At 46.7% G+C, this 17,248-nt stretch carries 17 protein-coding genes; 1 reads left to right on the forward strand and 16 read right to left on the reverse strand.

Features of this window, described 5'->3' with window-relative positions:
• Nucleotides 1-20: 20 nt before the first annotated feature.
• The gene (locus tag BM099_RS07705; RefSeq protein ID WP_090726410.1) at nucleotides 21-254 is read right to left on the reverse strand and encodes a hypothetical protein; all 234 of its coding nucleotides are present in this window, start codon (nucleotides 252-254) and stop codon (nucleotides 21-23) included.
• Nucleotides 251-1,984 (reverse strand): C4-dicarboxylic acid transporter DauA, encoded by a 1,734-nt coding sequence (gene dauA / locus BM099_RS07710; RefSeq protein ID WP_090726412.1) that lies wholly within the window; start codon nucleotides 1,982-1,984, stop codon nucleotides 251-253. The genes BM099_RS07705 and dauA overlap by 4 nt, the downstream gene beginning before the upstream one ends.
• A 107-nt stretch (nucleotides 1,985-2,091) precedes the next feature.
• Here dauA and BM099_RS07715 point away from each other — a divergent pair, with 107 nt between their 5' ends.
• Entirely contained in the window at nucleotides 2,092-2,274 is a 183-nt protein-coding gene (locus BM099_RS07715) for a CopG family transcriptional regulator (RefSeq protein WP_090726413.1), read from the forward strand.
• A gap of 78 nt (nucleotides 2,275-2,352) precedes the next feature.
• On the opposite strand, the gene BM099_RS07720 is transcribed toward BM099_RS07715, so the two are convergent.
• From BM099_RS07720 to glnT, 14 genes are all read right to left on the reverse strand, one after another.
• Nucleotides 2,353-2,667 carry a DMT family transporter gene (locus BM099_RS07720; RefSeq protein ID WP_090726415.1) on the reverse strand — a complete coding sequence of 105 codons (315 nt, stop codon included), beginning with the start codon at nucleotides 2,665-2,667 and terminating at the stop codon, nucleotides 2,353-2,355.
• Nucleotides 2,668-2,817: 150 nt separating this feature from the next.
• The gene (locus BM099_RS07725) at nucleotides 2,818-3,837 is read right to left on the reverse strand and encodes a heme-dependent oxidative N-demethylase family protein (RefSeq protein WP_090726416.1); all 1,020 of its coding nucleotides are present in this window, start codon (nucleotides 3,835-3,837) and stop codon (nucleotides 2,818-2,820) included.
• A gap of 12 nt (nucleotides 3,838-3,849) precedes the next feature.
• A complete protein-coding gene (locus BM099_RS07730) occupies nucleotides 3,850-4,800 on the reverse strand; it encodes a PDR/VanB family oxidoreductase (RefSeq protein WP_090726418.1) in 951 nt (316 codons plus the stop codon).
• Entirely contained in the window at nucleotides 4,800-5,369 is a 570-nt protein-coding gene (locus tag BM099_RS20790) for a dimethylamine monooxygenase subunit DmmA family protein (protein ID WP_090726420.1), read from the reverse strand. Before BM099_RS20790 ends, BM099_RS07730 begins: the two co-directional genes overlap by 1 nt.
• A 275-nt stretch (nucleotides 5,370-5,644) precedes the next feature.
• Nucleotides 5,645-6,319: a sarcosine oxidase subunit gamma gene (locus BM099_RS07740; protein ID WP_090726423.1), complete on the reverse strand. Its 675-nt coding sequence runs from the start codon at nucleotides 6,317-6,319 to the stop codon at nucleotides 5,645-5,647.
• A gap of 3 nt (nucleotides 6,320-6,322) precedes the next feature.
• The gene (locus BM099_RS20795) at nucleotides 6,323-9,244 is read right to left on the reverse strand and encodes an FAD-dependent oxidoreductase (protein ID WP_090726424.1); all 2,922 of its coding nucleotides are present in this window, start codon (nucleotides 9,242-9,244) and stop codon (nucleotides 6,323-6,325) included.
• Entirely contained in the window at nucleotides 9,241-9,543 is a 303-nt protein-coding gene (locus tag BM099_RS07750; RefSeq protein ID WP_090726425.1) for a sarcosine oxidase subunit delta, read from the reverse strand. The genes BM099_RS20795 and BM099_RS07750 overlap by 4 nt, the downstream gene beginning before the upstream one ends.
• 14 nt (nucleotides 9,544-9,557) lie before the next feature.
• The gene (locus tag BM099_RS07755) at nucleotides 9,558-10,805 is read right to left on the reverse strand and encodes an FAD-dependent oxidoreductase (protein WP_090726427.1); all 1,248 of its coding nucleotides are present in this window, start codon (nucleotides 10,803-10,805) and stop codon (nucleotides 9,558-9,560) included.
• A 66-nt stretch (nucleotides 10,806-10,871) separates the two neighbouring features.
• On the reverse strand, nucleotides 10,872-11,759 hold the full coding sequence (gene folD, locus BM099_RS07760; RefSeq protein ID WP_090726429.1) for a bifunctional methylenetetrahydrofolate dehydrogenase/methenyltetrahydrofolate cyclohydrolase FolD: 888 nt from the start codon (nucleotides 11,757-11,759) through the stop codon (nucleotides 10,872-10,874).
• Nucleotides 11,760-11,771: 12 nt separating this feature from the next.
• Nucleotides 11,772-12,641 carry a formyltetrahydrofolate deformylase gene (gene purU / locus BM099_RS07765; protein WP_090726431.1) on the reverse strand — a complete coding sequence of 290 codons (870 nt, stop codon included), beginning with the start codon at nucleotides 12,639-12,641 and terminating at the stop codon, nucleotides 11,772-11,774.
• A 130-nt stretch (nucleotides 12,642-12,771) separates the two neighbouring features.
• Entirely contained in the window at nucleotides 12,772-14,100 is a 1,329-nt protein-coding gene (locus tag BM099_RS07770) for an FMN-binding glutamate synthase family protein (RefSeq protein WP_090726433.1), read from the reverse strand.
• Nucleotides 14,101-14,124: 24 nt separating this feature from the next.
• A complete protein-coding gene (locus BM099_RS07775; protein WP_090726434.1) occupies nucleotides 14,125-14,808 on the reverse strand; it encodes a GltB/FmdC/FwdC-like GXGXG domain-containing protein in 684 nt (227 codons plus the stop codon).
• An 11-nt stretch (nucleotides 14,809-14,819) separates the two neighbouring features.
• Nucleotides 14,820-15,737: a class II glutamine amidotransferase gene (locus BM099_RS07780; protein WP_090726436.1), complete on the reverse strand. Its 918-nt coding sequence runs from the start codon at nucleotides 15,735-15,737 to the stop codon at nucleotides 14,820-14,822.
• 42 nt (nucleotides 15,738-15,779) lie between these two features.
• A complete protein-coding gene (glnT, locus tag BM099_RS07785; RefSeq protein WP_090726439.1) occupies nucleotides 15,780-17,111 on the reverse strand; it encodes a type III glutamate--ammonia ligase in 1,332 nt (443 codons plus the stop codon).
• Between the last annotated feature and the right edge of the window lie 137 nt (nucleotides 17,112-17,248).

Consider the following 17,248-nt stretch of genomic DNA (forward strand, 5'->3'; position numbering starts at 1 on the left):
AGGTTTCCCTGGGCTTTTTTTTACTTGAAGACAACCTCTGCTGAAGAAAAGCCAATTTTTTTCAATGTATCGAAAATACTTTCAAGGTCTGTACTAGTAATGATGGAGTCATCACCGTCGGCAATAATAAATGATAAGTTGTCGTTATCTATAAGCATGATGAACCACTCATTAAGGTTATTCGGACTTCTCCTTACTGTTGCAGAACTAAAAATGCCTTCCTTATATCGCTGAGTTGCCAGATCGATCTTCAATGATTACCCTCCCCCTTTTTTAAGTTTTCCAACGCTGCCGCCAGGGTTGGAAAAGTTATCACACTATTTTTTGCAGGTAAGCCAGCCCTGCTTAGTGTCTTTAATGGCTGCCTTTGCAAGTCGGCCAAGTATATTTGTGTATTATTATTCTCGGATACTTCTATAAATTTACTCAACGCAGCAACGCCGCCAGAATCAAGAATAGAGACGCCGTCAAGATATAGAACCATGCCTTTCTTGCTTTCACACAATAAGGATAATTCACCAAAAACCTTATCAGCAGCAGCGAAAAAAAGAGGCCCTGTTATTTTAAATACACTCCATCCAGCAGGTATGTCGATATCTATCAGTTTACTGCTGTGTGTTATATCACGCACCGTGGTCATTTCGGCTATCTCTTTCATGAAGAGCAAAGACGCTAATATGATTCCTGCTGTTATAGCGAGTACCATGTCAAACAATACTGTCAGAGAAAAGCAGACCAGGAAGACCATTACATCACTTCTTGGGGCTGTTTTAATCAGATGAAAAGCTTTGGGTGCTTCGCTCATATTCCACGCAACAATGATTAATAAAGCAGCCATACTCGCCATGGGTAAAAATGAAAGAACTTTTGAGAGAAATAGGAGAGCAACTAGAACAACCAAGGCATGAATAATAGATGCTATAGGGGTTTTTGCCCCCGATTTCAAATTGGCAGCAGATCTTGCGATAGCCGCGGTAGCTGTAATGCCCCCGAAGAAAGGCGTAATTACATTGCCAATGCCTTGCCCCAACAGTTCGCTATTTGCACTATGCTTTTTCCCTGTCATTCCATCTAATATAACTGCACATAATAACGACTCAATGGCACCCAGCATTGCAATTGCAAACGCGGCGGGCAGCAAGTCTTGCAATAGCTGCCAACTAAAAACTAAAGCAGACTCCCCGGGTTGAACTCTATCCCAAGGCCATTGCAGATCCGGTAGCATCGACGGTATTCCAAAACCTTGCACTCCATTGGGTAAAGTGAAGCTAAATGTAGAGCCTATGGTGGCTACTTCTATACTTGATTGATTGGCCACTAAAGCCATGACACTCCCTATCACTACTGCCGGGAGGTGTGGAGGCACGGGTGTTTTTAAATAGGGCCAGGTTAGCATGACAAGTAACGTGACCGCGCCAACGGATAAGCTCCAAAGGTTATAGTCGGGCAACAGATGAAAAAGCAGATTAACTTTTTCAGTAAAATGTTCCGGCATATCGGCGATATGTAAGCCTAAGAAATCTTTTATTTGCAATGTTGCTATAACAACAGCAATTCCACCCGTAAAGCCCAGAGTCACGGACTCGGGGATATATTCTATGTATCGTCCTAATCTTAGAAAAGCCATTAAGATTAGGATAAATCCAGCAAGAATACTGGCTAGTAGTAATCCGGATAATCCATATTGCTGCACTATTGGGTAGAGTATCACTACAAAAGCAGCCGTAGGCCCTGAAACGCTATATCTGGATCCTCCTGTCAGCGGGATAATAATGCCAGCAATAATGGCGGTATATAAACCATATTCCGGCGCAACTCCGCTCGCAATCGCCAAAGCCATCGCTAAAGGGATTGCAATAATCCCAACAGTAATCCCGGCGAGTAAATCCTGTGAAAATATCTTTAGGCCGTAGGGAGTTTCCGTTAAGGACTCACGCAGAGCATGAAATATGCGTAATGTGAAGAGATGGGATCTATGCGCCATAGTGCTTTCACTCGCTATCTAACATTGTATAATATGTGTATTATCCTCTCATTATAAGTTAATTCAATGTTAATGTGATTAACATAAAATCATTTAGGAGCATCGCTATGGAAAATCGTACCGCAAGGTTGACTCTGCTGATTGATCCCCAAAAAAAGAAGGCTTTTGAAAAGCTGTGTAGTCGTGAAGATGTGACCCCATCACAGAAAGTGAGACAGTTCATTCGTGAGTATATAGAAGAGAACCTTGGGCCTGACTGGAAGGATGATGTTTTCAAAAAAGGTGAGTGAATTCTATGATTTCGACTCACCCCGACGGCAAGTTAGATAATAGAGGGGCCGACAATGGATATTGACTTCTCTACACCATTAAGCAAACAGCTTCAGCCCCGCTACGCCGAAAACAATTAAGGCTATACACGCGATTCTTAGCATGCTGCCCGATTCATCCAGGAACAAAATACCATATGAAGCGAGAACTGCAGTGCCAATGCCGGTCCAGATGGCATAAGCCGTTCCCATCGGTATGGTACGCATAGCCAGGGATAACAAGCCCAGGCTGATGATAATTAAAAGCACACTGATTATTGACGGCCACAACCGAGTGAAGCCATCACTGTATTTAAGCCCTACAGCCCAACAGCATTCAAGTACACCGGCAATACATAGATAAACCCACCCCATGTTCTACTCCCCTTGCATCACCGCAATAACCAAATGAAAACTATCAACCCCATAACAAAAGAAAAGCGATTTGACGACTCAACCGCCAAATCGCATGAAACAGCATCCGTACAAAATCTATAACTTAGCTTTGCAAAAACACCTCTATTGTTAATTCACCGGATCAAATTGTGATAAGTATTCAACAACCATTGGATGAAAACGTGTTAACCCTTTGTATTCCACCAGCGGTGCCGGAAGGGTTTTCATGGCGCGGTGCATTCGCTTTGCCCATTGCGGATTTGTCACCAGATCCTCCAGGCTTATCAGATAAGTGCGAATACTGAACATCAGTGCATTGCTGCGGGGCATACGGTCAAGTACCTGCACCTCCACCCGCAGGTGTACTTTTTCTGCCACATTTTCAGGGGTCACGCTGGTACGCTCATTCCCCCAGGATGGGTAGGTTTCCGGGGAGGTGTCCATTCTTGCATTAATCGTCAGTGTCCAATTTAAACGACGAACCGGACGGCCTACCTGAATCGCGGTTAAATACTTTAATGCCCGCTCAAATATCCCTTCTTCACGCGCCATCGGTACAGGCCCATGCCATTCAGAAAAACTCATACCGGCATCAAATGCTAACGACCAGTCAGCCGGACAAGTGACAATTCCTGCATCCATAAACAGATCAGCGTTTCGTTGATCGAGGATAGCAAAGTCGCCCTGTACCTGACGTCCTATGTATTCCAATGGTGACATCGGTAAAGTACTGCTATCACCAAAAACAAAGTCCTCCTGTATATCGAGTAGCTTGTTGTGCCAATGCCAGTTATCCCCTTGTTTAGTCAGGCTGAAATGCTCTGGATAATCCGCAGATAAAGCGCTCATAACACGCTCTATCATGTCCCAGCAGGCCAGATCCATATGCTTCATACTTAAGCATCGGGCAGGATTTTCTTTAAGAACAATGGCGCGCTCCGCCATTTCTGATAAATAGTGCTCATCGATATCCAGAAACTTCTCAAATACTGAGCCATCTGGCCCTGACATAGCATGCGGTTCTATATTGACCGAATAGCGATATTCGTCTTCGACAAACGGAAACGGAAAACGTGAAATGGCTTCTCTGCTATTGGTATAGGTAAAATCGTCCCGGAAACTTTGTACCGGCTTTGGTGAGATACGCATAAATCATTACTCCTAAATATCTAAGACCAGTCGGTCACTGTGAGCGCGGGAGACACAAGGCATAACACAATCCTGACGGGCTTTTTCATCTACCGATAAGTAGTTATCGCGGTGTTCGATTTCACCCTCGGCTACCGGCGTGGCACATTGCCCACAAACACCACCGCGACATAAATTAGGGACGGCGACTTCAGCCTCTTCCAATGCTTCCAGCAGGCTTTCAGACTCGCCGACCTGCACGGTTTTACCTGTGGACTTCAGCTCTACCGTAAAAGGTTTACCCGGCTTAGGCGCGGCAAATTCTTCAAAATGAATAACGCTGTCCGGCCATCCCAGTTGTTCTGCAACCGATTGAACATCCTTTATCAGGCCTTCTGGGCCACAAATATAAATATGTGTACCTAATGGCCGATCAGCTAAGAGTTCAGAGATATTGCAACGTTGTGCCTGATCAGAATCGTAACTAAAAAATCGCTGCCCCAGTTGCTCGGCCAGCTCCAATTGGTACGCACCCGTTTGTTTACTTCTGAATAGGTAATGTAATTCGAAGTCTGCCTGACGGCGCTGCATCTCTGGCAGGTATGACATAAAAGGGGTAATCCCTACACCCGCCGCTAACAGAATATGTTTTTGGGCATTCCACTGAGGTATAAATAAATTAGCCGGCGGCGAAATCAATAACTCATCGCCCTCTTTTACCTGCTGGTGCATAAAGACAGAACCGCCACGGGAATTATCCTGCAAGCGAACGGCGATACGATAGGCAGACGCATCATGAGAATCACTTAACAGTGAATACGCATTACGATAGATTTTCTGTTCGCCGGGCATCTCAACAACCACATGCGAGCCTGGCGAGAATGGATAGAGGCTGCCTGTCACAGCCGTTAAGGTAAATTCGCGGATCATAGGAGCAACCTGAGCCACCGCTGCCACCCTGACTTTGATTTGATCAGTACTCATTAGATTAGCTCCTGTGGTAATGGCAGATCGTCAGGATCTTCGGCATCTATCTGCACACCCACATAAGCGGCATGCAACCGGGAAAAGTGATCACGCACAAGCAGATTACGCTGACAACCACTACACACAGCGGGAGAATGCGTCACGTCTTCCGTGATGTGGTAACAATGTGTACAAAATAACCGACGCTGACCGGAGACAGGCGCAAACATTTTGATCTGTTCGGCGACCATGCCCGCCTGAGTTGCCACAGAATGCACGTCCCAGATAAACGCTTCAGAACCTAAAACGTATATCGTAGTACTCAGAGGCATCTCTCCCAGCAACTGCGTTAATTTTGCCGTTAACTCTGAATGCGTTACCAGAATGCTGTCGTGATCAATCGTGGAATCGCTTTCTGATACAAGCAGCAGAGTTTTTTTCGAATCATCGACAGATGAATAAAAAATCTGAAACTCTCTTGACGGGTAGCCTTCGCAGATAAACAGATGATGAGCAGATTTATTATTGACAATAACAGGCGAATAAATCGGCCGGTTAGTGGGTGCTTCCAGAGACTCGGGTTGCATAAAAAACGCCTCCTGAAATAAAATTACGCTATGTTAAATAACAGCGATCAGAGCCTTTTATCAGCCCCAAATAAGGATCAAAAAAGAACTAAAAAGGAGCCATAAATATTCCTATTTGTTAATAAATTTTACTACTGATAAATCTCATCACAATACTCTGGAAGACATACACAAAAGTGGGTAACCCACCGGAACAAAGCACAAAAAAAAAACCAATCATCACATCTGATTGGTTTTTAGCTTGTTACCCGGACGGATGTGACCCGATAAACAGACTATTCGATTAACTTATTTAATCCGTAAACCTGCCCTTCATATTCTGCCATTGCATCTAGCAATGCGCCCCACAGATAGGTAGCTGAAGCGCTATCACTCATAATCGAGAAGACTTGTTCACTACCGATGACATGATGAATAATAATCGCATTGACTCGTGCTACGGATGTTTGAGCAATAGCGCCTGGCGGGAAGCACGCTGCACGCAGATCGACACCACACACTTTGGCAAGAATATCCGGGCAATGCTTACCGGTCATCGCAAACCAGGTATGGCTATCCTGACAATAAAGTGGATAACAGCCGTTCTCGGGCAATGCATACCCCTCTACCCGATCACAGACATTCTGTTGAGGATGACTTAACAACCAAAACTCTTTCTGACTCAGGCGTAACACGCATTCACCTTGCGACGTCATAGCAGCCTGATTAGGTGAAGCCGGCACAGGAAAACCCATGCTGTTCACATACTGCTCTGCATTAACGCCTCTGAAACCCGCGCGGGGGACTAGCGAGAGATCAATCAGACCCGGAGCATCCGAATCCTTACCGGTAGATAATGCCAGGACACCACCAGCCACTTGCATAAAGGTGTTATCAACGGATTTTTCACCGCTAAACTGCCGATAAATAAAACTGCGTTGTGAGTAAGACTCAGGTTGAATCGTATGCATCGTTTACATCTCCTGACGACTGTTATCGGGGTCATAAAAAGGTAATGCCACCACTTCAGCCATGACCATTTCACCGTTGTTGACACGAATGGGAAGCTGAAATCCGATATCGGATTGGTTAATACCCGCATATGCCATGCCGATAATGGCATTCGTGGCGGGTGAAAACTCACACGATGTTACGTTGCCACTGATATTTTCACCTTCCAACACAAGATGACCTTCTTCAGGCTTTGTACTGGTCACGGGTAATTTAAAACCCACTAATTTACGCGTTTGTTTCTGAGCCATCACGATATCGACTGAGCGACAACCAATAAAAAATGACTTTTTACGGTTAACCGCCCAGTTAAGCGAAAGTTCTCCGGGATGACTCATCCCATCCGTATCCTGACTGACGATAATATGGCCTTTTTCCAACCTCAACAGGCGCTGGGTCTCAACACCGAAGGGCTTGATATCCAGCGATTTTCCAGCCTCCATCAGAGCGTCCCACAGCGCTTCACCGAAACGCGCTGGCACATGGATTTCGTAACCCAGTTCGCCGACAAATCCAACCCGTAATAGACGCGAAGGGATACCTGCCACAGTGCCTTCCCGATAAGCCAGATAGGGAAATCCTTCGCAGCTTAAATCGATATCGCTGGTCAGTTTTTCAAGCACTTTGCGGGCATCGGGCCCGGCCAGGTTGACAGCGGAAAACGCAGACGTGACATTGGCTATATCAATATCTAAACGCCATTGCGCGTTCCATTTCATCATGTCACGATAAACACGATCGACACCGCCGGTGGTGGCTGTCACATAAAAGTGTTCTTCGTTAATACGACATGCCACACCATCATCTATGACCACACCTTGTTCACTGGTCAATACGGCGTAACGTGTTTTGCCGACCGGCTGCTTAAGAAAGGCAAATGTATAGATACGATTCATAAATTCTGCTGCGTCTGGCCCGCGTATATCGATTCCGCCCAGGGTACTGACATCAATCAATCCCACTTTATTACGCACATGGGTGGCTTCAGCGTGAATGCATTGATCTCTCTCGTCCGGCTTTCCATAAAATGCCGGACGTTGCCAGTTGCCTGCCGGTATCATTTTTGCGCCCAGTTCTAGGTGACGATAATGCATGGCAGTCTGGCGTGAAGGATCAAAAATTCGTCCGGCCACATGTGCCAGTTTCTCAGGGCAATAAGGTGGCCTGGCGGTGGTCACTCCGGTTTCAGTCACAGTTCTGTGTGTCGCTTTAGCCACCAAACGTGCCGTTGGTAAAGCCGAGTGCCGTCCTTGAGAAGGCCCCATTCCTACGGTAGAAAAACGCTTAACCAGCTGCACATCGCGATAGCCTAAACGGGTTGCATTGATAATATCTTTCGCCTGAAGATCTTCATCAAAATCAACAAAGTCTTTGCCTTTTGGATGGCTGAAGATAGGCCATTGATAATTCAGTGTACGCGTGCACTTTACCGGCAGTGCTGTTTCTTCAGTTAAGCCCAGCTGCTGCAGTGCCTTTAATGCCGCAAACCGGCCATCAGCCACAACGGCATCCAGTGAGTTAATGCCATTCACTGAGCCGGCAATATAGAGATGATCCGGTAAGTTGGACAAACTGAATAGCGCTGCGTCATCATCATATTTTAGCTGTCCACCTGCCTGGCAAAGCAACTGATAAGAAGGCATGTATCCGGCCGACATACACAGCAGATCACATTCAATAAGAGTAGATGCCTTATCTACTTCACCCCGTGCAATGATTTTACGAATATCGACTGCACGTATGTGTTTATTTCCCTTGGTAGGCAGGGCCTCATAAACGGTAAAACCAGACTTAACCTGAATGCCCTTTTTTTGCACCGCACTGACCAGTTCCGGGTTATCTGCCCGCTCGCGCATATCAATCACCGCAGCGACCAATACACCCTGCTGATGCAGTTCTATGGCGGTCAGATATCCATCATCATTACCCGTTAATACAACCGCTTGTTCAGCGGGTTTAATAGCATAGAGCTTCATCAGGCGCATTGCTGCACTGCTCATCATGACACCGGGCAAATCGTTATTACGAAATACCACATGCTGCTCAAAAGCGCCGGAGGCCACAATGCACTCTTTTGCGCGCACTTTAAACATCCGCTTGCCTTGTATTATCGGCAAGTAGTTATCCGTAAACCAGGCATTACAGGTTGCATTGAGTAACACGTCAATCCTGCTGTGAGCCTCTACCCTGGCGACCAGGTCAGTGCGCAGTTTATCGGCGACAACACCCTCTTCATCAAAACGGCTATAAGTGAGCGCACCGCCAAGAATAGGTTGCTCCTCCACCAATAAAACACTGGCTCCCGCATCAGCCGCTTCCAGTGCAGCCGCTAAACCGGCGGGACCAGCGCCGACCACCAGCACGTCATGAAACAGATATTTTTTATCGTAATATTCTGGTTGAAAGGTTAAATCCAACTTACCCAAACCCGCTTTTTTGCGGATAAAACCTTCCCATTTATCCCACACGCCCATCGGTTTAAAAAACGACCGGTAATAAAAACCAACCGGCATGAAACGTCCGAAATTACCAAGAATCGCATCACGGTCGTTTTCTAACGTACCGTTATAATTCTGCCCTTCAACCATCATCGCTGAGGTGATTGTTTGTCTGTCGGCAAGAACGTTAGGCTCCCCACCCAACTGAACCAGGGTATTTGCATCCTGGCCTGCCATTGTTAAAGGGCCGCGAGGGCGATGATATTTAAAGGAGCGTGACATCAGCCAATGTTTGTTGGCCAATAAAGCACTGGCTATCGAATCGCCTTCAAAACCTGTAAAGGTTTTCCCTTCAAAGGTAAAACTCACCGGTTTTTCACGGTTGATCAGCAGTCCCATTGGGGCATCTAAGCGCATAAGATAATTCACTTTAACAGCTTCGTTCATACCACAGCCTCCTCTGCTTTTATCGGAAACTCATAGCGTTGATTGAAAATTTCCGATGCATCAAAAGTACGAATGATTTCATCACTGGCGGTATGCCGCTCTGCGATAAACCAATATCCGGAGGGCGCATGCAACCACCACTCCGTGACAATACCGATAGCGTTGTCCGAATAGAAAACATAGTCGGCCCATTCCATATCGCTGCAGGAATTAGGGTCTGGCATCTGACTTACTTCACCACCGTGGACAAACTCACTGATGTTACGTGGCCCGTTTAGCGGGCAATTCATGATTTTCATAACGTTTACCTCGCTTAATGGCTGGCTGCCGTTGCACCCATTTCATTTACCTGACGAAACACATTGAAACGATCCATCGCAAATGGCTTGATCAGCTCAGGAACCTTTCCGCCACTGGCAACTAACTCAGCCATTGTCTTGCCGCAGATAGGTGTCGCTTTAAAGCCCCATGTGCCCCACCCCGCATCCAGGTAGTAATTGTCCACCGGACTCAGCCCCATGATCGGACTGTAATCCGATGTCATATCGGTAATACCTGTCCATTGCCGCATCAGGCGCAGATTGGCCATAAACGGGAACATCTCAATAGCATGGGCTAATAAGCCTTCTTTCAGATCAAGCGTAGAGCGGGTGTTGTACAGTGGATAAGGGTCGGAACCGCCACCAAATACAATTTCTCCACGTCCGGTTTGTTGCACGTAGCAATGCAAGGCTGATGAACTCACCATCTGGTCTAAGAAGGGTTTAACCGGTTGAGTGACCATGGCCTGCAGAGGATAAGTGGTAATCGGCATGCGAAAACCCGCTTTGGCAGCCACTAACGAACTATGCCCGGCTACCGCTTGCACAGCGCATCCACATTGAATGGTACCGCGATTGGTTTTCACGCCCGTGACTTTGCCATTTTCGACAATCACATCGGTCACTTCGGTTAACTGGTGCAATTCAACACCGCGTTGAGTCGCTCCTTTTGCATACCCCCACGCGACTGCATCATGACGTGCCGTTGCGCCATCCATGTGCCACAGCCCTGCTAATACAGGCATGTGCGCAGGGTTCATATTGAGTGTAGGCACCAGTTCTTTTATTTCCGCAGGCCCTATTAATTCGGTGCGACCACCAAAGTGTTTATTCACTTCTGTACGCTGACGAAAGGATCTGACCGTGGCGTCAGTATGGGCAAGCGTAAGCTGACCGCGCTCTGAATACATAATATTGAAATCGAACTCATTTGAGAGCTCTTTAAACAGCTTTACTGATTCACTGTAAAACTTAACCCCTTCAGAAGTAAGATAATTGGACCGGATAACCGCTGTATTTCGTGCGGTATTGCCGCCACCCAGATAGCCTTTTTCTAAAATAGCGACATTGGTAATACCGTGGTATTTGGCCAGGTAATATGCCGTAGCAACGCCATGTCCACCTCCCCCGATAATGACGACGTCATAGCTGGATTTCAGCTCAGATGGCACAGGCAGATCTGCATTTTTTTCAAATGGGTAGTCTTTATTCAGACCATATTTCAATAATGAGAAAGGCATTAACATTTTCTCCTTAACACAGACACCAGCAACCATCTGATGCCGAATTCGCTATTAAAAGTCAGCTTAACCGGCTTCACGTTCCAACTCTCTGGCCAGAACTTGTGAACGCGCTGCTGTCAGGGTATTTTTCATAAGACAGGCAATAGTCATGGGGCCTACACCACCAGGTACGGGTGTAATGGCAGCGGCAATTGGCTCAACCGACGTAAAGTCCACATCGCCTACCAGCCTGCGACGGCCATCGCGCTCAATCGCATTGATACCCACATCAATGACGGTTGCGCCAGGTTTGATCCAACCAGCAGACACAAACTCGGGGCGCCCGATCGCCGCCACCACAATATCGGCTTGTGAACACACGGCTTCGATATTTTTAGTGCGCGAATGCACCATGGTGACGGTACAATTTTCCTGCAGTAGTAGTGCGGCCATGGGTTTACCCACAATGTTTGAACGACCGATCACCACTGCATTTTTGCCACTGAGATCTTCATATACGGTTTTCAGCATGATGATGCAGCCCAGAGGTGTACAAGGCACCAGAGACGCTTCTCCGCAGGCGAGCGCACCCACATTGAGAGGATGAAAACCATCAACATCTTTCTCCGGGCTGATAGCCGAAATAATTTCAGCCTCATTTAAATGAGCCGGCAAAGGAAGCTGCACCAAAATACCGTGAACCATGGGATCTGTGTTCAGCTCATCCACCAGCTTATTTAAGGCTTGCTGACTGCACGTCGCCGCTAAGCGATGCTCAATTGAATTCAGCCCAACTTCTTCAGCACGTTTCACCTTATTTCGCACATAAACCTGACTGGCAGGATCTTCACCTACCAGCACAACGGCCAGACCCGGTTTAATGCCATATGTGATTTGAAATTCAGCAACCTCAGCAGCAGTGTCTTCAATAACCTGCTGAGATATCTGTTTGCCATCAATTAAAAAAGCCATTCTTGTTGTCTCCTATTTGAAAACAACGGTCTTGTTACCATCGAGAAAAACCCGATGATCAACATGCAATTTAACGGCTTTGGCAAGCGCTACAGTTTCCGTGTCACGGCCTACAGCGACTAAAGCATCGGCGTTATAGGTATGATCCACAGGCTGTACTGACTGTTCAATAATCGGACCTTCATCCAGATCAGAGGTGACATAATGCGCGGTTGCACCAATTAGCTTCACACCACGGGTATGTGCCTGATGGTAAGGTTTGGCACCTTTGAAACCCGGAAGGAAAGAGTGATGGATATTAATCGCACGACCACTGAGGGCCTTACACAGTCCATCTGACAAAATTTGCATATAACGCGCCAGCACAATCAGCTCTGTGCCGGTTTCTTTAATAATATCCAGGAGCTCTTTTTCCTGTTCCAGCTTATTCTCTTTGGTCACTGGCAGATAAATAAAGCGAATACCTTCACGCTCAGCCATTGGACGTAAATCTTTGTGGTTTGAAACAATGGCGGTTATTTCCATGTTGAGTTCGCCTTTGTGCAGGCGATACATCAAATTATCCAGGCAGTGATCAAACTTACTCACCATGATCAGCGTTTTGGTGGGCGCTGTGGCCGACACCATTCTCCACTCCATATCAAATAATTCAGAGATGCTGGAAAACTCGCCGCGAAGATCAGAAAGACCATGGCCTCCGGATTCAACATGAAAACGCGCACGCATGAAAAATCGACCGCTTTCGTTATCATCAAATTGCGATAGCTCGCTGATATAACAGCCGCGCTCAGAAAGGAAAGTAGTAACCGCTGCGATAATTCCGCTACCTGCTTCACAACTGGCTTTGAGTATAAATTCTTGTTTATCTGCCGGTATATTCATAGTCGTAGCCCTTAAGGCCTCCTTACAATGGTTTAAAAACACTTACATTTTCGATTTTTAAGTGCAGGAATCCACACGGAGCAAAAACTGCTCCGTGATACGTCTGTTACACTCAGATAGAATTAAATCGTTAGAACTTTTGTCCTGGAACCCAGTTAGTACCGGCCAGAGGAACACGTGCCATCGCCGCTGATTCCACCGTCAGTGCCACAAGATCTTCCGGCTCTAAATTGCGTAAATCATTTTTACCGCAGGCACGCGCCAATGTCTGAGCTTCGAGTGTCAGTACATTCAGGTAGTTAGCTAATTTTCGACCCGCCACTACCGGATCAAGGCGTTTAGACAACTCAGGATCCTGAGTGGATATACCCGCGGGGTCTTTGCCTTCATGATAATCGTCATAGAAACCGGCAGCAGAGCCTATTTTCTTAAACTCTTCATCATACTTAGGGTGATTACAGCCCAGTGCCACCAGTGCGGCGGTACCAATAGCGACCGCATCAGCCCCTAGCGCCATACATTTAGCAACGTCTGCCCCGTTACGGATACCACCAGAAACAATCAGTTGTACCTTACGGTGCATACCCATTTCCTGAAGCGCCTGTACTGCCTGAGGAATAGCCGCTAAGGTTGGAATACCAACGTGTTCAATAAAAACATCCTGTGTCGCCGCTGTACCGCCTTGCATACCATCAACCACAATGACGTCTGCCCCCGCTTTTACAGCAAGTTTCACATCATAATAGGTACGTGTTGCGCCCACTTTAATGTAGATAGGTACCTGCCAATCGGTAATTTCACGTAACTCCTGAATCTTAATCGCCAGATCATCCGGGCCGGTCCAGTCCGGGTGACGACACGCCGAACGCTGATCAACCCCCATGGGCAAGGTACGCATTTTAGCAACACGATCCGTGATTTTCTGGCCGAGTAACATACCCCCTCCGCCAGGTTTAGCGCCCTGCCCCAATACCACTTCAATGGCATCCGCTTTGCGCAAATCATCCGGATTCATTCCGTAACGCGACGGTAAATACTGGTACACAAGCTTAGTAGACTGTCCGCGCTCTTCCGGTGTCATACCTCCGTCGCCCGTTGTCGTGGATGTCCCCATGATCGAGGCACCACGCCCAAGGGCTTCTTTTGCATTGGCTGACAGTGCACCAAAACTCATTCCGGCAATGGTGACCGGGATATCCAGTACAATCGGTTTTTTTGCGTAGCGAGTACCCAGAGTAACCGAGGTATTGCATTTCTCACGGTAACCTTCCAGCGGATAACGCGACATACTCGCGCCTAAAAACAGAAGGTCATCAAAATGTGGTAATTTCCGTTTAGCACCGAAACCGCGAATATCATAAATACCGGTATCAGCAGCGCGACGGATTTCATTCATAGTGGTTCGGTCAAACGTGGCTGACTCGCGCAGGCCGTCTGTTACTTTAATATCTTCACTCATCGTTCGTTCCTCTGTAGATTCGGCCTAGTAAGCAGATGCGTTATCAACTTTAAAGTTATATAACTGGCGTGCAGAACCGTAACGTGTAAAGGCGCTAGGATCTTCATCCACCCCTGCGCGGTTTAACAACGCTGTCAGCTCATCAATATGCTCATCACGCATCTCTTTGGCGATACAATCTGCGCCTAACGATTTCACCGTGCCTTTGACATAAATATGTGTTTCATACAGGGAGTCACCTAATGCATCACCGGCATTACCACAGACCACCAAAGCACCTGCCTGACCCATAAAACAACTCATGTGACCAATATCACCTTTAACGACGATATCTGCACCTTTCATGGAAATACCGCAACGCGCACCGGCATTTCCTTCAATCACTAATAAACCACCATGTGCTGTTGCACCCGCTGCCTGAGAAGCATCACCTTTAACTCTGACCATGCCTGACATCATGTTTTCAGCCACACCCTGGCCAACATTGCCGTGTACAGTGATATGCGCTTTTTTGTTCATTCCTGCGCAGTAATAACCAGCATGACCTTTAATATCTACCGAGATGTTCTGGTCCAGGCCACACGCAATATTGTGCTGCCCTTTAGGGTCTAGAACTTCCCACTCTCGTTCAGTACATTCAATAGCCTGATCATGCAGCGCCTGGTTCAATTCACGTACTGTCTGTCTTTCTAAGTTAATTGTTTTCATAATCCACTCCATTAACCGCGCTTATCGTCGCTACTGCGTTCCCAGATATAAATCGTAGAAGGTTCAGGCTCCCAGACCCTGGCATTCTCAATGCCGGGCAAGGTAGTTAATGCCTGATATTCAGACGCCATGGCAACATAATCATCTGTTTCTGCCATCACCGCCGGTTTACAGGCAATCGGATCACGTACGACTGCAAATCCGTCGCGTGTTCCGATCGTAAACGTGAAGAACCCATCCAGATCTTTTAACGCATATTCCAAAGCTTCGGTTAACGTGTCTCCTTGCTGCAAACGATAGGTCAGATAACCTGCAGCCACTTCGGAATCATTGTCAGTTTCAAATTTTACCCCTTCGCGTTTTAGCTCTTCTCGCAAGCGGTTGTGATTAGACAAGGAGCCGTTATGCACCAAACATAAATCCATTCCCGTTGAGAAAGGATGGCTCCCTTCCATCGTTACGGCCGATTCAGTTGCCATACGCGTATGGCCGATGATGTGACTACCTTTCATACCACGCAGGTTAAATGTCTCGGCGATTTGCGCAGGCAAACCCACTTCCTTTAGAATTTCAATCGACTGGCCAGCACTCAGAATAAGCACATCGCAGGCATTTTCAGCCAGATACGCTTCTGCTATTGCATCTGTCGTGTGCAATTTAAAGACGGCTACTTTAGCGTTCTGAAACCATTCAACACCGATATCCAATTCATCCTGGATTTTCTCGGCCAATGCCTTCCAGTCATAATTTTTTTCAGGATGACGTAATGTCAATTTAATCCAGTCGTCAGCGACTTCGTCACCATAAATTGCAAATCCAGCGCTATCCGGGCCACGGTCAGTCATTGCAATCAGCATGGGCGTAAATAATTCTCCGATCTGACTTTCCAATGCTGGGTTTTTCAAATACAAACCAACAATTCCACACATAAATAACGTCCTCTATACTCTTTTAACGTAAGCCAACGGGCATCAGAAAAATTCTGCGTATTGTTTTAATTCCCAGTCAGATACGTGACGGCTGTAATCGACCCACTCATTGCGTTTAACTTTTATAAACTCACTCACAATCTCTTCGCCTAATAACTCAACAAAAATCTTGTCAGCCTCAAGCGCATCCAATGCTTCATTTAGGTTCTGAGGCAAAATATCGATACCCTGCTCGCTAAGCTCGTCGTCCGTAAGAGCATAAAGATTGACGTTTTTCGGCTCACCGGGATCAAGTTCACGTTCGATTCCATCCAGCCCTGCAGCAATCAATGCGGCATGCACCAGATAGGGGTTACAGCTGGAGTCCGGTAAACGGAATTCAAGCCGTCCATAAGGAATTCGTACCATCGCAGAACGATTATTATCACCATAAGCAATGAAAGCAGGTGCCCAGGTGGCACCGGAAGCAGAACCTCCCACAACAAGGCGTTTATAGGAGTTCACGGTAGGCGCAGCAAAAGCACAGAGAGCTTTGGCGTGATGCAGCAACCCTGCCGTAAAGTGATAAGCCATTTTTGACAGCCCCATGCCATTCACATCGCTGTCATCATTGAAAAGATTTTTTCCAGCTGAATCGGTAATGGAAAGATGAAAATGCATGCCGTTACCCGCAGCCTTGGCCGATGGCTTTGGCATAAAGGAGCACACCATATCCATATCGTTGGCAATTTCACCCGCCGCCATACGAACAAATGTAAAACGGTCTGCCGACTCTAATGCTTCACCGTAGGTATAGTTAATTTCAAACTGACCGTTGGCATCTTCGTGGTCTATCTGATAAACATCGAAGTCAACTTTTTGAAGCGATTCAACTAATGTTTCCAGAAACTCACGTGAACGAGACAAGCCTTTATAGTCATAGCAAGGTTTGGCCAGCACATCACTATCATCCACTGGCGTTAACTCACCTTCGGAAGTACGTTTAAACAAAGAAAATTCAGGTTCCAATCCCGTGTTTAATGTCCAGCCTTTATCAGCCAACAATTTGAGCTGGCGCTTAAGAACTACACGGCTATCGTAAGGATGCGGTGCTCCGTTGACATAACCATCACACACAACACGCGCATATCCGGGCTGCCACGGAACAATAGAAAGTGTTTCCAGATCCCCACGCGCTAAAAAGTCGGGGCCATGAGGTTCCATACCCAATCCACAGACAGCAAACCCGGCAAAGCCTGCTCCTTTTTCTACGACATCCATCAGACAATTCACAGGGACAGACTTGGTTTTTGCAACGCCATGAATATCTACGAATTGCGCGAGAATGTACTTGATATTGTTATCACTGAGAAATGCGGCTATTTCTGGTGGCATTTGTTGCTCTCCTTAAAGTTCATCGAATCAGTGCCAAATTCAAAAAGCACTCATCAATATTTCTTTTCAGTAAAATTATTTACTTTAGGAGAAAGCAAACCGTGTGCCACTTTATTTCCTAGCAGGAATATAATTTT

The organism is Neptunomonas qingdaonensis (genome assembly GCF_900113275.1).
In the GTDB taxonomy this organism is placed as follows: domain Bacteria; phylum Pseudomonadota; class Gammaproteobacteria; order Pseudomonadales; family Balneatricaceae; genus Neptunomonas; species Neptunomonas qingdaonensis.